The following is a 17852-nucleotide window of genomic DNA, read 5'->3' as shown; positions in this document are numbered from 1 at the left end:
CCTATCCGCAACATTGCGTACCCGACCGGAACGCCAGGTTGTGGTAATTTGCTGTTTCTTTACGACGCCGGGCGAGAGTGGCGCGCAAGGCGTGCGCCATGAGGGCGGACCAACGCATCAGGACGAGCAGGATGAGCAGCAAGATCGTACCCGTCATCATGGCCGGCGGTAAGGGCACCCGTCTCTGGCCGCTGTCGCGCGCCTCCGCGCCGAAGCAGTTCCTCGAATTCCTCGGGGAAACCACGCTCTTCCAGAAAACGCTGGCGCGCGTCGCCGATGCGGGGCTCTATGCGGCGCCGATCGTCGTCACCAACAGCGACTTCCGCTTCCTCGTCGCCGAACAGGCCCGCGCGGCCGGCGTCGCGCTCACCTCGATCCTGCTCGAGCCCGTCGCCCGCAACACGGCGCCGGCGCTTGCCGCCGCCGCGACCTTCATCGCGCGCCATCACGGCGACGACGCGATCATGCAGGTGCTTGCCTCCGATCACGAGATCGATGCCAACGCCACCTATTTCGATTGCATCGCCAGGGCGGCTGCCGCCGCGAGGGCCGGCCGCCTCGTCACCTTCGGCATCACGCCGAGCGAGCCCGCGACCGGCTACGGTTACATCGAGATCGGCGAGGACCTCGGCAATGGCGCCAATGCGGTGCGCCGGTTCGTCGAGAAGCCGGATCACGAAAGGGCGACGGCCATGCTGGCGGCCGGCGGCTATCTCTGGAATTCCGGCATGTTCATGCTGCCGGTCGGGCTCTTCCTGCGCGAACTGCGGCAATATGCGCCGGACGTGCTGGAGGCGGCGGGCGAAGCGGTCGCCAAGGCACAGCACGACCTCGACTTCGAGCGGCTCGACGAGGCGGCCTTTTCGCGCGCGCCCGATATCTCCGTCGACTATGCCATTTTCGAGAAGACGCCGATCGCCGCCGTCGTGCCCTCGCCGATCACCTGGTCCGATCTCGGCAGCTGGGATTCGGTGTGGAAGACCGGCCGGCAGGACGAGGCCGGCAACGTCGCCGACGGCAGCACGACGGTGCTCGACACGCGCAACTCGCTGATCATCTCGCGGGACATCCACGTCGCCGTGCAGGGCCTCGACAATGTCGCCGTCATCGCCAGCGAGGACGCCGTCTATGTCGGCCGCATGGAGGACAGCCAGAATGTCGGCAAGCTGGTGAAGCATCTCGCCAGCCTGCCGAAGACGGCGAAGCTGACCGAGACGCACCCGACCTCCTACCGGCCCTGGGGCGGCTATACCTCGGTGCTGAACGGCGAGCGTTTCCAGGTCAAGCGCCTGTTCGTGACGCCCGGCAAGCGGCTGTCGCTGCAAAAGCACCACCATCGCTCGGAACACTGGATCGTCGTACGGGGCACGGCCGAGGTGACGATCGGCGACAGGACGATCCCGCTCCGCGAGAACGAATCCGTCTACATTCCGCAGGGCGAGGTGCATCGCCTCGCCAATCCGGGAAAAATCCTGCTCGAACTGATCGAGGTGCAGACCGGCTCCTATCTTGGCGAAGACGACATCATCCGCATCGAGGACGAGTTCGGGCGGGGGTGATGATCCCTAAATCAGGTCCGCGCCCGCAAGGGTCACCCTGAGGGCGGTCAGCCGGCCGGTGGCGTAGCAGGTCGTGTCGATGCAGATGCGGCCCTTGCCGAAGACCGGCTCGCGCCCCGCCGTATGGCCATGGATGACCGTCAGCGGCAGGCCGGGACCCTCGCTGAGGAAGGGCTCGCGGATCCAGATGAGGTCATGATCCTCCTGTCGGGCGAGCGGAATGCCGGGCATGATGCCGGCATGGACGAAGAGCCGGTCGCCGCTCATCAGCGCGATCGGCATGTTTTGCAGGAAATCGATATGGTGCTGCGGGACCGCGCGGCGCAGGGCCGCGCCGAGCGTGTGCACCGCCTCGCCGGGGTCGGTATAGTCCGCAAGGTCCAGCCCGTAGGAGCGCAGCGTCGCGTCGCCGCCGTAGTCCAGCCAGCGCAGGTGCTGGTGCGGATTGAAGATGAATTTCAGGAACGTGTCGTCATGGTTGCCGCACAGCGCGATGCGCTCGATGCCGTCGCCATGGTCGGGCTTCGCCAGATGCTCGATCACCGCCCGGGAGGCCGGGCCGCGGTCGACATAGTCGCCGAGATAGAGGAGGAGCGGCCGCTCGGCCATGCGGGACGCGGCGTCCGTGCGGATCCTGTCCTCAAGCGCCAGCAGGGCGTCGAGGCAGCCATGAACATCGCCGATGGCGTAGATGAGCGGCCGGTCGGCGGCAAGCGTGAGGCGCTGGCGGAGCATGGGCTGGGCAGGGAGGCTCATGGTCCTGTCATAGCGGGGATGGGCCGGAGAGGGAACCGGCAAGTGGCGCATCAGCGTCGGCTAATGCGGCAAAAGCGAGAGTCTGGGGCATTCCTGGTGAACCGGAGTCCATCGGGAATGCTCTAACGTCCCCGCCCCGGCGGGCATCGCCCGCGGGCGCGGCATTCCGCGTCGATCCAGATGCCGGCCTTTCGCCGCATGGCGTCCTCCTGGGTGGCGGCAAGCCGCGGCGTGGCGGCCGAGGCCGCACCGGTCGCGACGAGCGTTTCGGCGAGATCCTTGCCGCCGGCCGAGCAGGTGAGAAAGGACACACCGGAAAACCGGATATTCTCTTCGCAGGTCAGTCTCTTGCCGGCGACCAGCCGCCTGAGGGCGATGCGCGCCTGCTGGCCGCAGATAGCGACCGTGCCGTCGGCATCGCGGCAGAACCGCTTCGGATCGACCGGCACGGCGTCCGTCAGCACATAGAGCCGGCCACCGTCCGCGAAGGAGGCGCTGTCGAAGACGGTGACGCGGGCGGACGGGTGAAGGCGCAGCGGCAGCACGATCGGCTCCACGGCCAGCCGCTCATAGGCCTGCGTCTTGCGGTCGATGCGCACGGGCTTGTCGGTCCAGATCGGATCGTCCGAAACCGGGCCGGATTCGAGGCCGGCAGCCTGGGCGGAGGCCGCCGAGAAGAGGAGGGCAAGCACCTGTGCCCACCGGGTTCGCTTTGTCGGTCTTTTCATGGCAAGCTCCATCTCCCGGCGCATCACAGCTTGTCGGGCAGCGGCAGCCAGCGGCCGCGGTCGAAATAATCCGGCAGGTAGGTGCCGCGGGTTCGCGTGCGGTCCGGCGTGATGATGAAATTGTAGCGCGGCGTTTCACTGAACTCCTTCTTGAGCTGGATGCGGTTGCCGAAGCGGATGATGTCGAATTCCTTGAGGGCGCGGATATCGGCGAAGATGTCGGGCGCCTCTTCCCAGCGCACCTCGTCGAGGAAGACCTCGATCGCCGCGATGACGGCATCCGTCACGCGGTTCTGCGTCGCCGTGTTCTCGATGTTGAGCTTGATGCGGAAGGAGGAGACGCGGGTTTCCGCATTGCCCCGGATCGACAGGAAGGCGGAGGAGGACGGGTTCGTGCCGTCGCTCGCGTCGGGGAATTCGCGGTAGGACTGGCATTCCCAGCTCTGCTGGTCGAACAGTCCGGCCTTCCAGCCGGCCGTCTCGAAGCCGCTGCGGCGCAGCGCATCGCAGAGCATTTCCGGCGCCTTGCGGATGGTGCGGACGAACCGGGTCTGCATCGGGGTGACGGGCGTCAGGAGCCGTTCCGGGATGAGACCCCTGGGGCGCGGCACGCGGTTGCCCTTCAGCTCATAGGGGCGCAAGTCGCGCGTCTGCGGCGTCACGGCGACGGGATCGTAGCCGAAGCGGGCGAGCAAGCGGTTGAGATTGCGGTAGTCGTTGGCCAGGAGCACGGTCGCGCCGATCGCTCCGAGCAGCACGACGGCCAAAAGCCCGAAGACAACCAAGCCGGATCTGCCTTGCTTCCGCTCCGTCATGCCGAACCGCGCCGTTGCCCGTGTCGATGCGGTGGTGCCGGGCCCATTCGGGGCCGGATCCATCGATCTCCCGCTCCTGATAGGCTACTCCCCGGATGCCTGCAAGCGCGGGAGCCTTACGGCCCGGCGCGGCTGGCGAGCAGGCTGTCGTGCAGCCGGAGCGCTTCGGGCGGCGAGGTGCGGAATTTCGGCAGGCCGAGATGATAGCCGTAGCCGGTGACGAGGCGCGTCTCCCCGAGCTGCACCAGGGCGCCTTCGGCAAGCGCGGCGGCAAGGAGATCGAGGCTGCCGAGCGCCACGCCGTCGCCGCTGAGGGCCGCGTCGACAGCGAGCGCATAGGTGGAGAAGGTGAGGTGCGGCCGCGGCGGCGCCTTGCGCAGCGCCTGCGGCGCGACCCGCTCCAGCCAGGGCCGGAAGGAGATCCAGTTGGCATTGAAGCGCTCGTAGTCGATGAGGTCGAGGGCGATAAGATCGGCCGGGGCAATGGCGGCGGCATCGAGGCCCTTGCGGGCGATATAGTCCGGCGAGGCCACCGGGGCGAGCGTTTCGGCGAGAAGCGGCGTCAGCGTCCAGCGGGGGTGCTCGCCGGCGCTGTAGAGGATGACAAGGTCGTTGTTCTCGGAGGCGAGGTCGGCCGGGCTGTCCGACGTGACGAGGCGGAGCGCGACGTCGGGATTGTCGCGGGAGAAATCGCGCAGGCGCCGGCCGAGCCAGAGATGGGAGACAGACCCGCTGGCGGCGAGCGAGATGCTCTGTCCCGCGCCGGTGCGGAACGGCTCCAGGCTTTCCTCCAGATAGTCAAGCGAGGCGCGCACGCGCTGGAACAGCCTTTCGCCGCGCGGCGTCAGGGCCAGGTTCTTGCCGCTGCGGGCGAAGAGCTGCGTGCCGAGATGATCCTCTAGCCCCTTGATGCGCCGGCTGACGGCCGCCTGGGTGATGTTCAGCTCCCGCCCGGCGCGCGAAAAGTTCATGTGCCGGCAGGCGGCGTCGAAGACACGGAAAGCTTCGAGGGGAATACGGGCGAGCATAGCGTCCTTCATGATCTGAGGTTATCAAAAAGACTGAAGAATCCAAGGATTTGAAAATCTGAAATTGTGATGCACGGTTCGGCAAATCCGTTCGGGAGGTTCCGTGCCGTTCACAACGTCTTTCGTGCCCGAGATTCGTTTCGGCGAAGGGGTCTATGAGACCATCGCCGCATGCGCCCGTGCGCTCGGTGCCCGCTCCGTGCTCGTCGTCATCGACGGGTTCCTTGCTGCCGGCGGGCTCGGCGGGCGCCTGGCCGACCAGTTTGATGCCGAGGGCGTGGCGGTGGAATTCTTCTCCGGTTTTGCCGGCGAGCCGAAGCTGGCCGCGGTCGAGGCCGCCACGGCAGCGGCCAGCGGCAAGGACCTCGTCGTCGGTCTCGGCGGCGGGTCGGCGCTCGATATCGCCAAGATCGCGGCTTGCGTGGCGGCGGGCGCGGACGGCCCGATGCACTATGCGCTTGCCGCCCACCCTTTGCCGGGCAGGCCGCTGCGCAAGATCCTGGTGCCGACGACGGCGGGCACCGGCTCGGAAACGTCGGCGACGACCATCTTCACCGGGCCGGAGGGCAAGAAGCTGTGGATCTGGGGGCCGGAGACCAAGGCGGACCTCGTGCTGCTCGATCCGGCGCTGACCGTGACGCTTTCGGCAAACCTTACCGCCTGGTGCGGGCTCGACGCCTTCGTGCATGCCTTTGAGGCGGCGACCAACCGCAACGCCCATGCCGGCGCCGCGCTCTATGCCCATGCCGCCCTCGGCCTCCTCGTGGAGGCGCTGGAAACGGCGGTCAAGAACCCCGCGGACAGGGAGGCGCGCGGCAAGGTGCTGCTCGGTGCCTGTTATGCCGGTATCGCGATCGACAATTGCGGCACGGCGATCGCCCATACGATCAGCCATGCGCTCGCCGGCCTTGCGCCGGTGCATCACGGGCTCGCCACGGCGCTCGGCTTCGAGGCGACGCTCGCCTGGCTCGTCGAGGCCGACACGCCCGACCTTGCCGCGGCGGCGCGGGCCTGCGGCCTGCAGGATGCGGCGATGCTGCCCGGCTTCGTCGCCGGCCTGATGGACCGTTGCGGCATCGTCCGCGCCCTGCCGGCCGCCTTTGCCGCCTTCACCGCCGAAGACCTCGCCCGTGAGATGCGCGCGCCGGAGAACCAGCCGATGCGCCGTTCGACGATCCGGGCTGTTTCGGATGCCGATATCGATGCCTTCGCCGCCAGCATGATGGCGCTGCCCCGGACGCTCTGAGGACGACCATGACCGAACAGCACAGCCGCGCCTATTGGGAAGAACGCCTTGCCGGCCTCTCGCTTGCCCGCGGGCATTTCATCGATGGCAGGGTGCAGCCTGCCGTTTCCGGCCGGACTTTTACCCGCACGCGGCCCATGGACGGCCAACCCGGCGCCGTGCTGGCGCGCGGCGATGCGGCCGATGTCGACTTTGCCGTGGCTTCTGCCCGCAAGGCCTTTGCCAGTGGTGTGTGGCGTGGCAAGGAGCCGCTGGAGAAGAAGCGGATCATGCTGCGCTGGGCGGAGCTGATCCGGATCCATGGCGAAGAGCTGGCGCTTCTCGAAACGCTCGATGTCGGCAAACCGGTGCAGGCCTCGCTCGGCGTCGACGTGCGCCTGTGCGCCGAGGGCATCCAGTATTACGGCGAGATGATCGACAAGATGTATGACGAGATCGCCCCGACCGGGCCGAAGGCGCGCGCGCTCGTCCGCAAGGTGCCGCTCGGTGTCGTCGCGGCGATCACGCCGTGGAACTATCCGATGATCATCGATGCCTGGAAGCTCGGGCCGGCGATCGCGGCTGGCAATTGCGTGGTGCTGAAGCCGGCCGAGCAGTCCTCGCTCTCGGCGCTTCGGCTCGCCGAGCTTGCCGTCGAGGCGGGCCTGCCCGCCGGCGTCTTCAACGTCGTCACGGGTTTCGGCGAGGAGGTCGGCAAGCCGCTCGCGTTCCACGCGGATGTCGACATGGTCGCCTTCACCGGCTCGACCGAGGTGGGCAAGCTGATCATGGGCTACGCCGCGCAGTCGAACCTCAAGCGCGTGGCGCTGGAACTCGGCGGCAAGTCGCCGCTCGTCGTCTTTGCCGATGCCGATCTCGACGCGGCGGCGAGCGCGGCCGCCTGGGGCTGTTTCTACAATTCCGGCGAGACCTGCCATGCCGCGACCCGCCTTCTCGTGCAACGCCCGGTGCAGGATGCGCTGATCGAGAAGATCGAGGCGGTGGTGAGCCGAGAGATCGTGCTGGCGCATCCCTTCGAGCCTTCGGCGCAGATCGGTGCGTTGATCGAGACGGAGCACATGGACAAGGTCCTCGGCCTCGTCGCGGCGGGGGAGGCGGACGGCGGGCGCCGCGTCTTCGGCGCAGAAAGGGTGCTGTCCGAGACGGGCGGCTGCTATGTCTCGCCGGGTGTCATCACGGATGTGACGAACGACATGCGCATCGCCCGGCAGGAGATCTTCGGCCCTGTGCTTGCGGCCATCGCCTTCGACACGGAGGAGGAAGCGCTCGCAATCGCCAATGACACCATCTACGGGCTTGCCGGCGCCGTTTTCACCCGCGACATGGACCGGGCGCACCGGTTCTCCGAGGGCATCCATGCCGGCACGGTCTGGATCAACACCTACGACATGTCGAATTTCGCGACGCCCTTCGGCGGCTTCAAGCAATCGGGTTTCGGCCGCGACCGCTCGGTGCATGCGATCGACAAATATTGCGACTACAAGACAATCTGGCAGCAGTTCGGTTGAAGGCTCAAGTCCAGGGGAGGAGCGCATGAGCAGGATCGTTTCCATCGGCATCAGCCATCACCGGCTGCCGCTCGATCCGCCGTTCAAGGCAAGCTGGGATGGTCGCCCGCGCCGGCATTTCGACGCGACGATCGTGCGCGTGCGCGACGAGGAAGGTCGCGAAGGCATTGGCTCCGGCGACCTAATGAAGGGGTTCGAGGGCCATGAGGATTTGTTCATCGGTGCGGACCCGCGCCATCTCGAACGGCACTACGAGGTGCTCTCGCACATCAATTTCCACTATGGCCGCTGCTGGCCGCTCGATCTGGCGCTCTGGGACCTTGCGGGCAAGGTGACGGGCGAGCCGGTCTGGCGCATGCTTGGTGGCCGTGCCGACCGGGTGCGGCTCTATGCGTCCTCCGGCGTGCTGCGAGAACCCGCCGCCATGGCCGACCAGGCCGAGCGCTACATCGCGGAAGGCTTTCCGGCGATGAAGGTGCGCTTCTCCTCCTCCGCCGGCGGGCGCAACGGCTGGCGCGAGGACGTGAAGGCGCTGGAGGCGATCCGCGCCCGTGTCGGCGACCGGCTGGAGCTGATGGTCGACTGCAACCAGGGTTGGCGCATGCCCTGGGACACGACGCTCTCCTGGACCTTCAAGGATGCGCTCGTCGTCGCGCGTGAGCTGGAACGGCTCGGCATCTACTGGATGGAGGAGCCGCTGCACCGCTCCGATCGCAAGGGCATGAAGGCGTTGAAGGAGGCGACGAGCGTGCGCATCGCGGGCGGGGAGATGACGCGCGAGCTCTATGAGTTCCGCGACATCATCGAGGAACGCGCCTTCGACGTGATCCAGCCGGACGTGGCGCTGGTCGGCGGCATCACGGGATGCCGGCGGCTCGCCTTCCAGGCGCGCGAGGCGGGCGTCGCCTTCACCCCGCATTCCTGGACGAACGGCATCGGCGTGCTCGCCAATGCGCATCTGACGGCGGGGGCGGGCGACGCGCCCTTCCTCGAATATCCCTATGACGGGCCGGAATGGAGCGAGGCGCGCCGTGACTACCCGCTGCAGGCGCCGCTGCGGCACGAGGACGGCTGGCTTGTGCTGGGCGAAACGCCCGGCCTCGGCGTGGCCCTCGACGAGGACCGGCTTCGCGCGACGCGGCTCGGCTGAACCGCTTCACTTCGTCTCCCTCCGCATTCGACCCTTGACATCCGCCCCGGGGAGGCCGACTTCACGGGGGACACGGACGCGAAGGAGACGAGCCATGAGCGAGGCAGCCCGCACGACGATCGACCAGGCGGAAGTCGACCGCTTTTCGGCGATGGCGGCCGAGTGGTGGGACCCGGCCGGGAAATTCCGGCCCTTGCACAAGTTCAATCCGGTCCGCCTCACCTATATCCGCGATCTCGTGTCCGGTCAGTTCGGCCGCGACCCCGCGGCGCATCGCCCGCTCGAGGGCCTGCGCATCCTCGATATCGGCTGCGGCGGCGGCCTGCTCTCCGAGCCGATGGCGCGCATGGGGGCGGATGTGCTCGGGGCGGATGCCTCGGAAAAGAACATCGGCATCGCCAAGGCCCATGCGGCAGGCAGCGGCGTTCCGGTCGATTACCGGGCGGTGACCGCCGAGGCACTGGCGGAAGCCGGCGAGACCTTCGACGTCGTGCTCAACATGGAAGTGGTCGAGCACGTCTCCGACGTCGATTTCTTCCTCACCACCTGCGCCTCCATGGTGCGTCCCGGCGGCATGATGTTCGTCGCCACGATCAACCGCACGCTGAAGGCGGCGGCGCTGGCGATCTTCGCGGCGGAAAACGTGCTGCGCTGGCTGCCGCGCGGCACCCATCAATATGAAAAGCTGGTGCGCCCGGAGGAGATCGAGAAACCGCTGACGGCCTCGGGGCTGATGGTGACCGATCGCACCGGCGTGTTCTTCAACCCGCTGTCCAACCAGTGGAACCTGTCGAAGGACATGGACGTCAACTACATGATGGTGGCGCGCCGCGCCTCCGCCTGAAGCCGGCCCGCGGGAAGCTCCGGTCAGGCCTTCAACGTCTTCGCGACGGCAAGCAGGTCCTGCTGCCCGGCCGCGTTGCGCGCGGCGATCGCCTTCACGCTTTCGCGGTCGATGCCGACGGTGTTGCCGTCGGGGCAAAAAGCCGTCTTGAAGGTGAAGGCGCGGGGCGACGGGCCGCGATCGGCAAGATGCTCCAGCCGCTCGGCGCCATCGGCCCAGAGAGGCCGGACGCCTTCCGCCACCCACCAGAGCACGAGGGCAGGCCAGGCCTGCCGCTGGTTCCAGTTGCGGGCGTGTTTCAGGGCGTCGGCGTGCACACCGTTATAGGTGAAGGCCATCAGCGCCTCGAGCCCGCTCCACAGCGAGAGCGAGGAGGGAGCATCCGCAAAGCCGCTGCCGGTAATGAAGCGGGGATAGACCTTCTCGCCCCAGCTTTCCGGTCCCGGCTCGCCGTCATAGCCGGAACGGCCGACGAACCCCTCCGCCCGGCTCGCCGCCTCGAAATTCAGCGGTTCGCGCAGGCGAAAGCCTTCGACGCGCGGGCTATCGTAGTCGTCGACATGCAGGCCGAAATTGTAGATCGCGAGATGATGGCCGCGCATCAGTTGGTTTCGTCGGGCAGGACGGGAAGCGGCGCGACCTCGACGCCCTCCTCCAGCAGCTCGCGCACCTCGTCCGCCGAGGCCCGGCCGATCAGGCCGCGCTGCTCGGCCTCGCCGTAATGGATCTTGCGCGCTTCTTCCGGAAAGCGCTCGCCGACATCCTCCGAATTGGCGCGGATGGTCGAGACGATCTCCCGAAGCTTGTTCATCATCTCCTTCTGGCCGGCCTGCACCACGAGCTCCTGGCGGCGCTCCTTCTTGCGGGCGGTCGAGACGGAGGGCGCCATCAGGCGCTTGGCGACATGGGCGGAGCCGCAGGTGGGACAGGAGACGAGCGCCCTCTTCTGCTGGCGGTCGAAATCGTCCGCAGAGCCGAACCACCCTTCGAAGGCGTGCCCGTTGTCACAGGAAAGCTCGTAGCGGATCAAGCGGCAACGCCTCCCTTCGCGGGCGCCTGTGCCGTTTCCAGCGTGAAGGTGCGCCCGTTGCGCAGGTTGGGGATCTTGTCGTGCGCGGCCTTGACGGCGGCATTGTCGACCTCGGCGAGCACGACGGCCTCGCCCGTGCCGCCGGCGCTGGCCAGGACGCGGCCCCACGGATCGATGATCATGGAATGGCCAAAGGTCTCGCGGCCGTCCTCATGCATGCCGGCCTGCGCGGCGGCGATGATGTAGACGCCGTTCTCGATGGCGCGGGCGCGCAGCAGCGTTTCCCAATGGGCTTCGCCGGTCTGGCGCGTGAAGGCGGCGGGAACGGAGATGATCTCGGCGCCGGCCTGGGCCTGCACCTTGAAGAGCTCGGGGAAGCGCACGTCGTAGCAGATGGCAAAGCCGAGCCGTGCGAAGGGAAGGTCCGCCATGCGCGCGACGGCGCCCGGCGAATAGACCGCACTTTCGCGCCAGCTCTCGCCATTGTCGAGATCGACGTCGAACATGTGGATCTTGTCGTAGGTGCAGACCTGTCCGCCATCGGGGCCGAACAGGAAACCGCGATTGGCGACCTTGCCGTCGGCAAGCGCGATGGCGGTGGAGCCGACATGCACGTGGATGGCGAGCTCGGCGGCAAGTTCGGCCGCGGCGGCGACCACGAGATCGTCGGCCTCCGTGCGCAGGATGGCGCGCAGCCCCGCGCGGTCGCGCTGGAGCGCGCCGGTCATTTCCGGCGTCTGGACATAGACGGCGCCCTTGGCGGCCGCCTCGCGCACGAGGCGCCGCATCGTCTCCACGTTGCGGACGGGATCGGTCCCGGAGCACATCTGGAGGGCGGCGATCGTGACGGTCATGGCGAACTCCTCAGGCTACGAGCAGGGCGTCGAGTTCGCCGGCGCGCTCCAGGGCGTGCAGGTCGTCGCAGCCGCCGACATGGCGTTCGTCGATGAAGATCTGCGGGAAGGTGCTGCGGCCGTTGGCGCGCTTGATCATCTCCTGGCGGATCTCCGGCGCATAGGTCGCGTCGTGCTCCTGGTAGGCCACGCCCTTGGTTTCGAGAAGTTTCTTGGCGGCGCTGCAATAGCCGCAGAACTGACGCGTATAGATGACGACCGAAGCCATATTCTCCTGCTCCAAAGCTTGGAAAACCTTGTCTTTCATATAGGTCCGGGAAGCGCCCTTGCAAAGGTCAAAACGGTGATGTCGGCGGCGCCTGCCCGTTTCAGCGCGCGCGTGACGGCCGAAACGGTGGCCCCGGTCGTATAGACGTCGTCGACGAGCACCACGCGGCGGCCGAACAGCGCCTCGCGGCCCTCCGGCGTGACGGTGAAGGCGCCGCGCACGTTCTCCTCGCGGGCGCGGGGTCCGAGGCCGATCTGGCGGCGGGTGCGTTTCGTGCGGCGCACGGCATCGACGAGAACGGGCCTGCCGGAAAGCCCGCCGAGCGCGCGGGCAAGCTCCGACGACTGGTTGAACTTGCGCCAGAGGAGGCGGAAGCGATGCAGGGGAACGGGGACGATGGCGTCCGCGACCTCCACGGTGCCGTCGCCGGCGCGCAGCATCCATCCGGCCATCATCGGCGCGAGATCGGTGCGGTCGCGGTACTTCAGCGCATGGACGAGCACGCGGGCAAGGTCGTCGTAGAGCGCGACGGAGCGCAGCCGGTCGAAAGGCGGCGGGTTGGCGATGGCGTCGGCGCTGAGGATGCCAGGGCCGAGATCGTGCGAGAAGGGCGTGCCGAGCACCTCGCAATAGGGGCGTTCGATCAGGGCGAGCTTCGACCAGCACCGCGGGCAGAGGCCTGCACGGCTGCCGAGCAGCACGCCGCAGCCTGCGCAGGCCGGTGGATAGACGAGGTCGAGGGCGCTGCCCGCAAGGCCGCGCAGCCGGCGGGCAAGGGCCTGCCGGAGCGGGACTGCCGGTGCTGCCTCGGCCTCGATTTCGCCCATGCGGTTGACAATAGTCGGTCCAAGCGGCCAAAGCGAATGGAATTGCGAACCGGACCCCTCCCATGGAAACGCTCTTCGACCAATCCCTGATCGACACGAACCGGCGGCGCGCGCTTGCCGGCCAGCCGGCGGATTTCCTGCTCGACGTGGTGGCGCGCGAGCTTGCCGAGCGCCTCAGCGTCATCGAACGCCGCTTCGAGCGGGCCGTCGAGCTGCACGGCCACACCGGTGCCGCCGCGCGGGCGATCGTCGCGACGGGCAAGGTGGACGGGATGGAGCGGGTGGAAAGCGACGCGCGGTTCGCCGCGCCGGGCGAGGCGCTGACGGTGTCGCCGCTCGAAACGGTGCCGCTGGAGCCGCAGTCGGCCAACCTCATCGTCTCGCCGCTGGCGCTGCACCTCACCAACGACACGCCGGGCGTCTTCGTGCAGATCCGCCGTGCGCTGAAGCCGGACGGGCTGTTCCTTGCGGCCATCCCCGGCAGCGGCACCCTGCAGGAACTGCGCGAGGTGCTGCTTGCGGCGGAAAGCGAGGTCACGGGCGGGGCGAGCCCGCGGGTCATTCCCTTCCCGGATGTGCGCGATGTCGGCGCGCTTCTCCAGCGCGGCGGCTTCGCCCTGCCGGTGACGGACCGGGAGACCTATACGGTGCGTTACGATTCGATCTTTCCGCTGATGAAGGACCTGCGGGCCATGGGCATGGCCAATCCGCTCGCCGGCCGCAGCCGCCGGCCGCTCACGCGCGGCGTCCTCCTGCGCGCGGCGGAGCTTTATGCGGAGCGCTTCTCCGATCCGGACGGGCGCATCCGTGCGAGCTTTTCGGTCATCTATGTTTCAGGCTGGGCGCCGCACGAAAGCCAGCAGAAGCCGCTGAAACCCGGCTCGGCGACGATGCGCCTCGCCGATGCCCTGAAGCAGGGCGGCGGCACCTGATTTATTCTGTACCGGCGGAGTCGATGGTGTTGGTGATGGTGCCGAAGGTGTCCGAAAGGCTGTTGCTGAAGGCTTCGAGGCCGGCCAGCAGGCCGATCGAGATGAGCCCGAGCAGGAGCCCGTATTCGACAGCCGTGCCGCCGGTGCGGTCGGAGCAGAATGATTTCAGTGATTTCAGCACCATTCCACGCTCCCGCGCCCTCGCGCATCGTTGTTTCTGCTCAACAGCCGTTGTTTCCACCGGTGCCGTTGACGATGCAGACGGCGCCCGGCATTTCCTGCAGGACGCTGCGGCGCACCGTATAGCGCTTTCTGCCGTCCGACGGGATCGATCCCGTCGAGATCATGTCGAATTCATCCGGCACATTTGCCATCATGCGCTTGTCGGTCTTTGCGGAAAGAACCGGGGTCAGGACGAGCGCAAGCGCGATGACAGCCGTGCCGAAGAGCAGGGCGAGGTTGAGCGCGCCGGTCCGGGTATCGCCGGCCGACGTGAAATCCTTCTCCTGAACGGCTTTCCAGAAGTCTTCGTCACGCATCACAGGGTCTCGTAGGCATTGCAACGTTCAAGACCGATCATTGAACGAGGGTGCTAAACGATTGCTTAACGGAGCATGGAAAATGCTGGGTAAATTCTCGCCAGGCCTTCAAAGAAGGTCCATCAGGAAGGGGATGAGCGGTTCGTCGGCCGGGGGCATCGGATAGTCGCGCAGCGCCTTCGACCGCACCCACTTGATCGCCTGCCCCTCGCGGCCGTGCGCGGTGCCCTCGAAGCGGCGGCAGATGTAGAGCGGCATCAGGAGATGGAAGTCGTCATAGGTATGGCTGGCAAAGGTCAGCGGGGCGAGGCAGGCCACCTTCGTGCGGATGCCGAGTTCCTCGTCCAGTTCGCGGATCAGCGTCTCTTCCGGCGTTTCGCCCTGCTCCACCTTGCCGCCGGGAAACTCCCACAGGCCGGCGAGCGATTTCCCCTCCGGGCGCTGCGCCAGCAGAATGCGGCCATCGGCGTCGACGAGCGCGCAGGCGGCGACGAGCAGGATGCGGCGGGGTTTCGTTTCGATCTCGCTCATGCCGCGGCAGGCCCCCGGTAGCTGTACTGGTAGACGTCCTTGAAGCCCGCGCGGCGATAGAGCGCGATGGCGGCGGCATTCTCGGCCTCGACCTGCACCCAGGCCTGGCGTGCGCCCTTGAGCTTTGCCCAGCGCAGCGCGGCATGGAGGACGGCGGTGCCGAGACCGCGGCCGCGCCTTTCCTCCGCGACGCCAAGCTGGAGGATGCCGACGAGGTCGTTGTCATGTACGGCGATCGCCACGGCCGTCGGGCCGAAATCCGGCTCCTCGAAGATGAACAGCCCGGTTTCCGGCTTGATGGCGTTGATGATCTCGGTGAGGCCGGGCTTCAGCGCCGGGTCGTCGCCGGCAACGCGGATACGCGCATCGACGAACCTGCCGACGTCGCGGCTCGGCAGATGGTCGAGCCCCTCGTCACGCGGCAGCGTGGCAAGGTCGGCCGTCATGACGATGGTGCGGCCCGCTTCCGTCCAGCCGGCATCGTCCATGTGGGCGACAAGTTTCGGCGGGGTCAGCGGCGTCTGGCGCACTAGCAGCGGGCGACCGTAGTCGGAAAACTTCTTGGCCGCCTTTTCCAGGCGGATATCGATGTCGCGCGTGTCGGACGGGTCGAGCGGGTTCACCGAGTTCAGCCGGCGCGAGGGATGGCCGGCGGTCAGCCGAAAGAGCCAGCTTCCGTCGTAGTGCACGGAGGCGGCCGGCCAGGCGCGGAAACCGACGGCCTCAAGCCGGCGGACTTTGGGAAGATCGCTCATCGTGGTTCGTTCGGAGGGCGTCACGCGCGCCGGGCCTCTGTTCTCGTGTCTTTACCAGCAAATGCTGCGCGTATCTGCTGGAGCGGCATCAGCTGCGGTAGTCGCCGTTGATCTCGACATATTCCTTGGTGAGGTCGCAGGTCCAGACCGTCGCCTTGCCGGTGCCGAGGCCGATCTCGACGCGGACAGGGATGTCCTCGCGCTGCATGACGGCGGTGGCCGCCTCTTCGGAATAGGCGGGGTCGCGCTCGCCGTCGACGGCGACGCGGACGTCGCCGAACCAGATGGCGAGGCGGTCGCGGTCGGCCATCTCGCCGGATTTGCCGACGGCCATGACGACGCGGCCCCAGTTGGCGTCCTCGCCGGCAACGGCGGTCTTGACCAGCGGAGAATTGGCGATCGACAGGGCGATGCGCTTGGCCGCCGCGTCGTTTTCGGCGCCCTCGACGGTGATTTCCACCATTTTCCGTGCGCCTTCGCCATCGCGTACGACCTGGAGCGCAAGGTCGCGCAGGAGATCGTTGAGAGCGGCGCGGAAACCGTCGAGCGCGGCATCGTCGGCCGTCACCGGCGCCTGGCCCTCGGCAGCGCCGGTCGCAAACAGCATCAGCGTGTCCGAGGTCGAGGTGTCGCTGTCGACGGTGACGGAATTGAAGGTCGGACCGACGCCGGCCGAGAGCAGCGATTGCAGCACCGATGCGGGAATGCTTGCGTCGGTGACGACGAAGGAGAGCATGGTCGCCATGTCCGGCGCGATCATGCCGGCGCCCTTGGCGATGCCGTTGATGCGGACGGTGACGCCGCCGAGTTCGGCCGTGCGCGTGGCGACCTTCGGATAGGTGTCCGTCGTCATGATGGCCTTGGCGGCCTCGAACCAGAAGTCCTCCGTGCCGGAGGCGGCGAGGCTGTCGAGCACGCCGGAGAATTTCGTCGCGTCGAGCGGCTCGCCGATGACGCCGGTCGAGGCAAGGAAGACCTCGCCTTCGCTGCAGCCGACGGCCCTTGCAGCGGCTTCCGCGGTCATCTGCGTCGATTCGCGGCCCTTGCGGCCGGTGAAGGCATTCGCATTGCCGGAATTGACCACCACGGCGCGGGCAACGCCGCCCGGAAGATTGGCGCGGCAGAAATCGACCGGCGCGGAGGGGCATTTCGAGCGGGTGAAGGCGCCTGCGACCGCCGCGGGGCGGTCGAACACCATCATCAGCACGTCCGTCCGGTTCTTGTACTTGATCCCGGCGGCGGCGGTCGCCATGCGCACGCCGCGCACCGGCGGCATGTCGGCATAGGTTTTGGGAGCGAGCGGGGAGACGGAACCGGACATCGTGCTTTCCTGTTTCAAGAAAGGCCCGGCAGTCGCCGGGCCGTTGTCGATTACTGCTGGCCTTCGGTTGCCGGCGCGCCTTCGCCTTCACCTGCCGCTTCCGGCTTGTTAACCGCGTCATAGGCGGTCTTCAGCGCGGCGTCCTGGATGTCAACGGGGGCTGCCGCCTTGGCCTTTTCCAGGAGCTCCAGATACTTGTCGCGCATGACGAGCTGGCGAACCTGGCTTTCGACCTGGTCGAGCGCCGGGGGCTGCTGCTTGCGCTTGTCCTCGACCTTGATGACGTGGAAGCCGAACTGGCTCTTCACCGGTTCCTTGGAATAGGCGCCCTTCTCCAACGCGAAGGCGGCCGTCTCGAATTCCGGAACCATGCGGCCCTTGCCGAAATAGCCGAGGTCGCCGCCTTCGGACTTGTTCGGGTCGGTCGACTTTTCCTTGGCGATCTCGACGAAGTCCTTGCCGGCATCGAGTTCGGCGATCACGGCCTTGGCCTCGTCCTCGGTCTTGACGAGGATGTGGCGGGCGCGGATTTCATCCTCCGGCTCAATGGCGGCGACTTCCTTGTCGTAGCGTGCCTTTACCTCTTCCGGGGTCACGGCGTCGACGACGTGCTTCTTGAAATAGGCGTTGTGCAGCTCGCGATCGGTGAGGAAGGCGAGGCGCTGCTTGAAGTCGGGCGTATCCTGCAGGCCTTCCTTGCCGGCGTCGGCGGCGAGCAGCTTCACGTCGATGATCGAGGAGAGGGCGGCGACGCGCTTCTGCTCGTCCGGCAGGTTGGCGAGCTGCGGGTCGAGGCCGGCAATGGCGAGCTTCAGCTCCGATTCGTGGATCTCGACCGTGCCGACCTTGGCGATGACCGGGTCGGCCGCCGCATCCTGTGCGCCGGCGCTGGTGCTTGCGGCGGCAATCGCGATCAGGGCGACTGCTGCGAGCTTGCTGTACTTGAACATATCGAAAAAGACCTTTCACATCCTCGCCGGAATCGGGCCGATATCCGGTGCCAGACGGCTCAACACCACCAGAATGTGGCAGTTGTGCAACCGCCTGAGCCGTTGACATCATTCGACCCCCCTCTTATCTGTCACGCAATCCCGCGTCCAGAACAGTTTCCGGGCGTCTCAAGGCTTTGCGCGCAAATATCGTGCGACCTGTCACGCGCCG

Annotated in this window: 21 protein-coding genes; 6 read left to right on the top strand and 15 right to left on the bottom strand. The window is 67.2% G+C overall.

The genetic code is table 11. From position 1 onward, the window contains the following. The first annotated feature begins 131 nt into the window (after positions 1-131). Positions 132-1559 (top strand): mannose-1-phosphate guanylyltransferase/mannose-6-phosphate isomerase, encoded by a 1428-nt coding sequence (locus AABQ55_RS00965; protein WP_272806913.1) that lies wholly within the window; start codon positions 132-134, stop codon positions 1557-1559. Between the two features lie 6 nt (positions 1560-1565). Here the strand turns inward: AABQ55_RS00965 and AABQ55_RS00960 are convergent, their stop codons facing one another. From AABQ55_RS00960 to AABQ55_RS00945, 4 genes are all read right to left on the bottom strand, one after another. Then, positions 1566-2315 carry a metallophosphoesterase family protein gene (locus AABQ55_RS00960; RefSeq protein WP_272806912.1) on the bottom strand — a complete coding sequence of 250 codons (750 nt, stop codon included), beginning with the start codon at positions 2313-2315 and terminating at the stop codon, positions 1566-1568. Positions 2316-2437: 122 nt separating this feature from the next. Continuing rightward, a complete protein-coding gene (locus tag AABQ55_RS00955; protein WP_272806911.1) occupies positions 2438-3043 on the bottom strand; it encodes a thermonuclease family protein in 606 nt (201 codons plus the stop codon). Positions 3044-3066: 23 nt separating this feature from the next. Beyond that, positions 3067-3828, bottom strand: a complete 762-nt coding sequence (locus AABQ55_RS00950; RefSeq protein WP_272806910.1) for a DUF6030 family protein — start codon at positions 3826-3828, stop codon at positions 3067-3069. A gap of 146 nt (positions 3829-3974) precedes the next feature. After that, on the bottom strand, positions 3975-4898 hold the full coding sequence (locus tag AABQ55_RS00945) for a LysR substrate-binding domain-containing protein (protein ID WP_272806909.1): 924 nt from the start codon (positions 4896-4898) through the stop codon (positions 3975-3977). A 91-nt stretch (positions 4899-4989) separates the two neighbouring features. Here AABQ55_RS00945 and AABQ55_RS00940 point away from each other — a divergent pair, with 91 nt between their 5' ends. From AABQ55_RS00940 to ubiG, 4 genes are all read left to right on the top strand, one after another. Then, a complete protein-coding gene (locus AABQ55_RS00940; protein WP_272806908.1) occupies positions 4990-6132 on the top strand; it encodes an iron-containing alcohol dehydrogenase in 1143 nt (380 codons plus the stop codon). Between the two features lie 8 nt (positions 6133-6140). Further along, positions 6141-7640, top strand: a complete 1500-nt coding sequence (locus AABQ55_RS00935) for an aldehyde dehydrogenase (protein ID WP_272806907.1) — start codon at positions 6141-6143, stop codon at positions 7638-7640. A gap of 25 nt (positions 7641-7665) precedes the next feature. Next, positions 7666-8790, top strand: coding sequence for a mandelate racemase/muconate lactonizing enzyme family protein (locus AABQ55_RS00930; protein WP_272806906.1), 1125 nt, complete (start codon positions 7666-7668; stop codon positions 8788-8790). A 94-nt stretch (positions 8791-8884) separates the two neighbouring features. Then, entirely contained in the window at positions 8885-9634 is a 750-nt protein-coding gene (gene ubiG / locus AABQ55_RS00925) for a bifunctional 2-polyprenyl-6-hydroxyphenol methylase/3-demethylubiquinol 3-O-methyltransferase UbiG (protein WP_272806905.1), read from the top strand. Positions 9635-9657: 23 nt separating this feature from the next. Here ubiG and AABQ55_RS00920 read toward each other — a convergent pair whose 3' ends face one another. Genes AABQ55_RS00920 through AABQ55_RS00900 form a run of 5 tightly spaced genes read right to left on the bottom strand, consistent with a single transcriptional unit; the run spans position 9658 to position 12613 of the window. After that, positions 9658-10236 (bottom strand): DUF3291 domain-containing protein, encoded by a 579-nt coding sequence (locus AABQ55_RS00920; RefSeq protein ID WP_272806904.1) that lies wholly within the window; start codon positions 10234-10236, stop codon positions 9658-9660. Next, positions 10236-10664, bottom strand: coding sequence for a DUF1178 family protein (locus AABQ55_RS00915; protein ID WP_272806903.1), 429 nt, complete (start codon positions 10662-10664; stop codon positions 10236-10238). Before AABQ55_RS00915 ends, AABQ55_RS00920 begins: the two co-directional genes overlap by 1 nt. Beyond that, positions 10661-11518: a carbon-nitrogen hydrolase family protein gene (locus tag AABQ55_RS00910; RefSeq protein ID WP_272806902.1), complete on the bottom strand. Its 858-nt coding sequence runs from the start codon at positions 11516-11518 to the stop codon at positions 10661-10663. The genes AABQ55_RS00915 and AABQ55_RS00910 overlap by 4 nt, the downstream gene beginning before the upstream one ends. Before the next feature lie 10 nt (positions 11519-11528). Next, positions 11529-11786, bottom strand: a complete 258-nt coding sequence (gene grxC / locus AABQ55_RS00905) for a glutaredoxin 3 (protein ID WP_272806901.1) — start codon at positions 11784-11786, stop codon at positions 11529-11531. 35 nt (positions 11787-11821) lie between these two features. Further along, entirely contained in the window at positions 11822-12613 is a 792-nt protein-coding gene (locus AABQ55_RS00900) for a ComF family protein (RefSeq protein WP_272806900.1), read from the bottom strand. Positions 12614-12675: 62 nt separating this feature from the next. On the opposite strand from AABQ55_RS00900, the gene AABQ55_RS00895 reads away from it, so the two are divergent. Then, positions 12676-13545: a methyltransferase domain-containing protein gene (locus AABQ55_RS00895; protein WP_272806899.1), complete on the top strand. Its 870-nt coding sequence runs from the start codon at positions 12676-12678 to the stop codon at positions 13543-13545. A gap of 1 nt (position 13546) precedes the next feature. Here AABQ55_RS00895 and AABQ55_RS00890 read toward each other — a convergent pair whose 3' ends face one another. The 6 genes from AABQ55_RS00890 to AABQ55_RS00865 all read right to left on the bottom strand — a co-directional run bounded on the left by AABQ55_RS00890 (position 13547) and on the right by AABQ55_RS00865 (position 17641). After that, complete coding sequence (locus tag AABQ55_RS00890; protein WP_244769355.1) at positions 13547-13729, bottom strand: Flp family type IVb pilin; 183 nt, start codon at positions 13727-13729, stop codon at positions 13547-13549. Between the two features lie 37 nt (positions 13730-13766). Continuing rightward, positions 13767-14084, bottom strand: coding sequence for a hypothetical protein (locus AABQ55_RS00885; RefSeq protein ID WP_244769356.1), 318 nt, complete (start codon positions 14082-14084; stop codon positions 13767-13769). A 108-nt stretch (positions 14085-14192) separates the two neighbouring features. Continuing rightward, the gene (gene mutT / locus AABQ55_RS00880) at positions 14193-14615 is read right to left on the bottom strand and encodes an 8-oxo-dGTP diphosphatase MutT (RefSeq protein ID WP_272806898.1); all 423 of its coding nucleotides are present in this window, start codon (positions 14613-14615) and stop codon (positions 14193-14195) included. Beyond that, the gene (locus AABQ55_RS00875) at positions 14612-15370 is read right to left on the bottom strand and encodes a GNAT family N-acetyltransferase (RefSeq protein ID WP_244769358.1); all 759 of its coding nucleotides are present in this window, start codon (positions 15368-15370) and stop codon (positions 14612-14614) included. Before AABQ55_RS00875 ends, mutT begins: the two co-directional genes overlap by 4 nt. A gap of 88 nt (positions 15371-15458) precedes the next feature. Next, a complete protein-coding gene (argJ, locus tag AABQ55_RS00870) occupies positions 15459-16691 on the bottom strand; it encodes a bifunctional glutamate N-acetyltransferase/amino-acid acetyltransferase ArgJ (protein ID WP_272806897.1) in 1233 nt (410 codons plus the stop codon). Between the two features lie 50 nt (positions 16692-16741). Beyond that, the gene (locus AABQ55_RS00865) at positions 16742-17641 is read right to left on the bottom strand and encodes a peptidylprolyl isomerase (protein ID WP_272806896.1); all 900 of its coding nucleotides are present in this window, start codon (positions 17639-17641) and stop codon (positions 16742-16744) included. Between the last annotated feature and the right edge of the window lie 211 nt (positions 17642-17852).

The sequence above is a fragment of the Shinella sp. WSD5-1 genome, from assembly GCF_963942435.1.
GTDB classification, from domain to species: Bacteria; Pseudomonadota; Alphaproteobacteria; order Rhizobiales; family Rhizobiaceae; genus Shinella; species Shinella yambaruensis.
The sequence above is the reverse complement of the archived record's forward strand: the minus strand, read 5'-3'. Positions and strand labels throughout refer to the sequence as shown.

Coding starts and splice junctions, on each gene's coding strand:
- AABQ55_RS00965 (WP_272806913.1), top strand. CDS start 132: ATGAGCAGCAAGATCGTACCCGTCATCATGGCCGGCGGTAAGGGCACC.
- AABQ55_RS00960 (WP_272806912.1), bottom strand. CDS start 2,315: ATGAGCCTCCCTGCCCAGCCCATGCTCCGCCAGCGCCTCACGCTTGCC.
- AABQ55_RS00955 (WP_272806911.1), bottom strand. CDS start 3,043: ATGAAAAGACCGACAAAGCGAACCCGGTGGGCACAGGTGCTTGCCCTC.
- AABQ55_RS00945 (WP_272806909.1), bottom strand. CDS start 4,898: ATGAAGGACGCTATGCTCGCCCGTATTCCCCTCGAAGCTTTCCGTGTC.
- AABQ55_RS00935 (WP_272806907.1), top strand. CDS start 6,141: ATGACCGAACAGCACAGCCGCGCCTATTGGGAAGAACGCCTTGCCGGC.
- AABQ55_RS00930 (WP_272806906.1), top strand. CDS start 7,666: ATGAGCAGGATCGTTTCCATCGGCATCAGCCATCACCGGCTGCCGCTC.
- ubiG (WP_272806905.1), top strand. CDS start 8,885: ATGAGCGAGGCAGCCCGCACGACGATCGACCAGGCGGAAGTCGACCGC.
- AABQ55_RS00920 (WP_272806904.1), bottom strand. CDS start 10,236: ATGCGCGGCCATCATCTCGCGATCTACAATTTCGGCCTGCATGTCGAC.
- AABQ55_RS00910 (WP_272806902.1), bottom strand. CDS start 11,518: ATGACCGTCACGATCGCCGCCCTCCAGATGTGCTCCGGGACCGATCCC.
- grxC (WP_272806901.1), bottom strand. CDS start 11,786: ATGGCTTCGGTCGTCATCTATACGCGTCAGTTCTGCGGCTATTGCAGC.
- AABQ55_RS00900 (WP_272806900.1), bottom strand. CDS start 12,613: ATGGGCGAAATCGAGGCCGAGGCAGCACCGGCAGTCCCGCTCCGGCAG.
- AABQ55_RS00895 (WP_272806899.1), top strand. CDS start 12,676: ATGGAAACGCTCTTCGACCAATCCCTGATCGACACGAACCGGCGGCGC.
- AABQ55_RS00890 (WP_244769355.1), bottom strand. CDS start 13,729: ATGGTGCTGAAATCACTGAAATCATTCTGCTCCGACCGCACCGGCGGC.
- AABQ55_RS00885 (WP_244769356.1), bottom strand. CDS start 14,084: ATGCGTGACGAAGACTTCTGGAAAGCCGTTCAGGAGAAGGATTTCACG.
- mutT (WP_272806898.1), bottom strand. CDS start 14,615: ATGAGCGAGATCGAAACGAAACCCCGCCGCATCCTGCTCGTCGCCGCC.
- AABQ55_RS00875 (WP_244769358.1), bottom strand. CDS start 15,370: ATGAGCGATCTTCCCAAAGTCCGCCGGCTTGAGGCCGTCGGTTTCCGC.
- argJ (WP_272806897.1), bottom strand. CDS start 16,691: ATGTCCGGTTCCGTCTCCCCGCTCGCTCCCAAAACCTATGCCGACATG.
- AABQ55_RS00865 (WP_272806896.1), bottom strand. CDS start 17,641: ATGTTCAAGTACAGCAAGCTCGCAGCAGTCGCCCTGATCGCGATTGCC.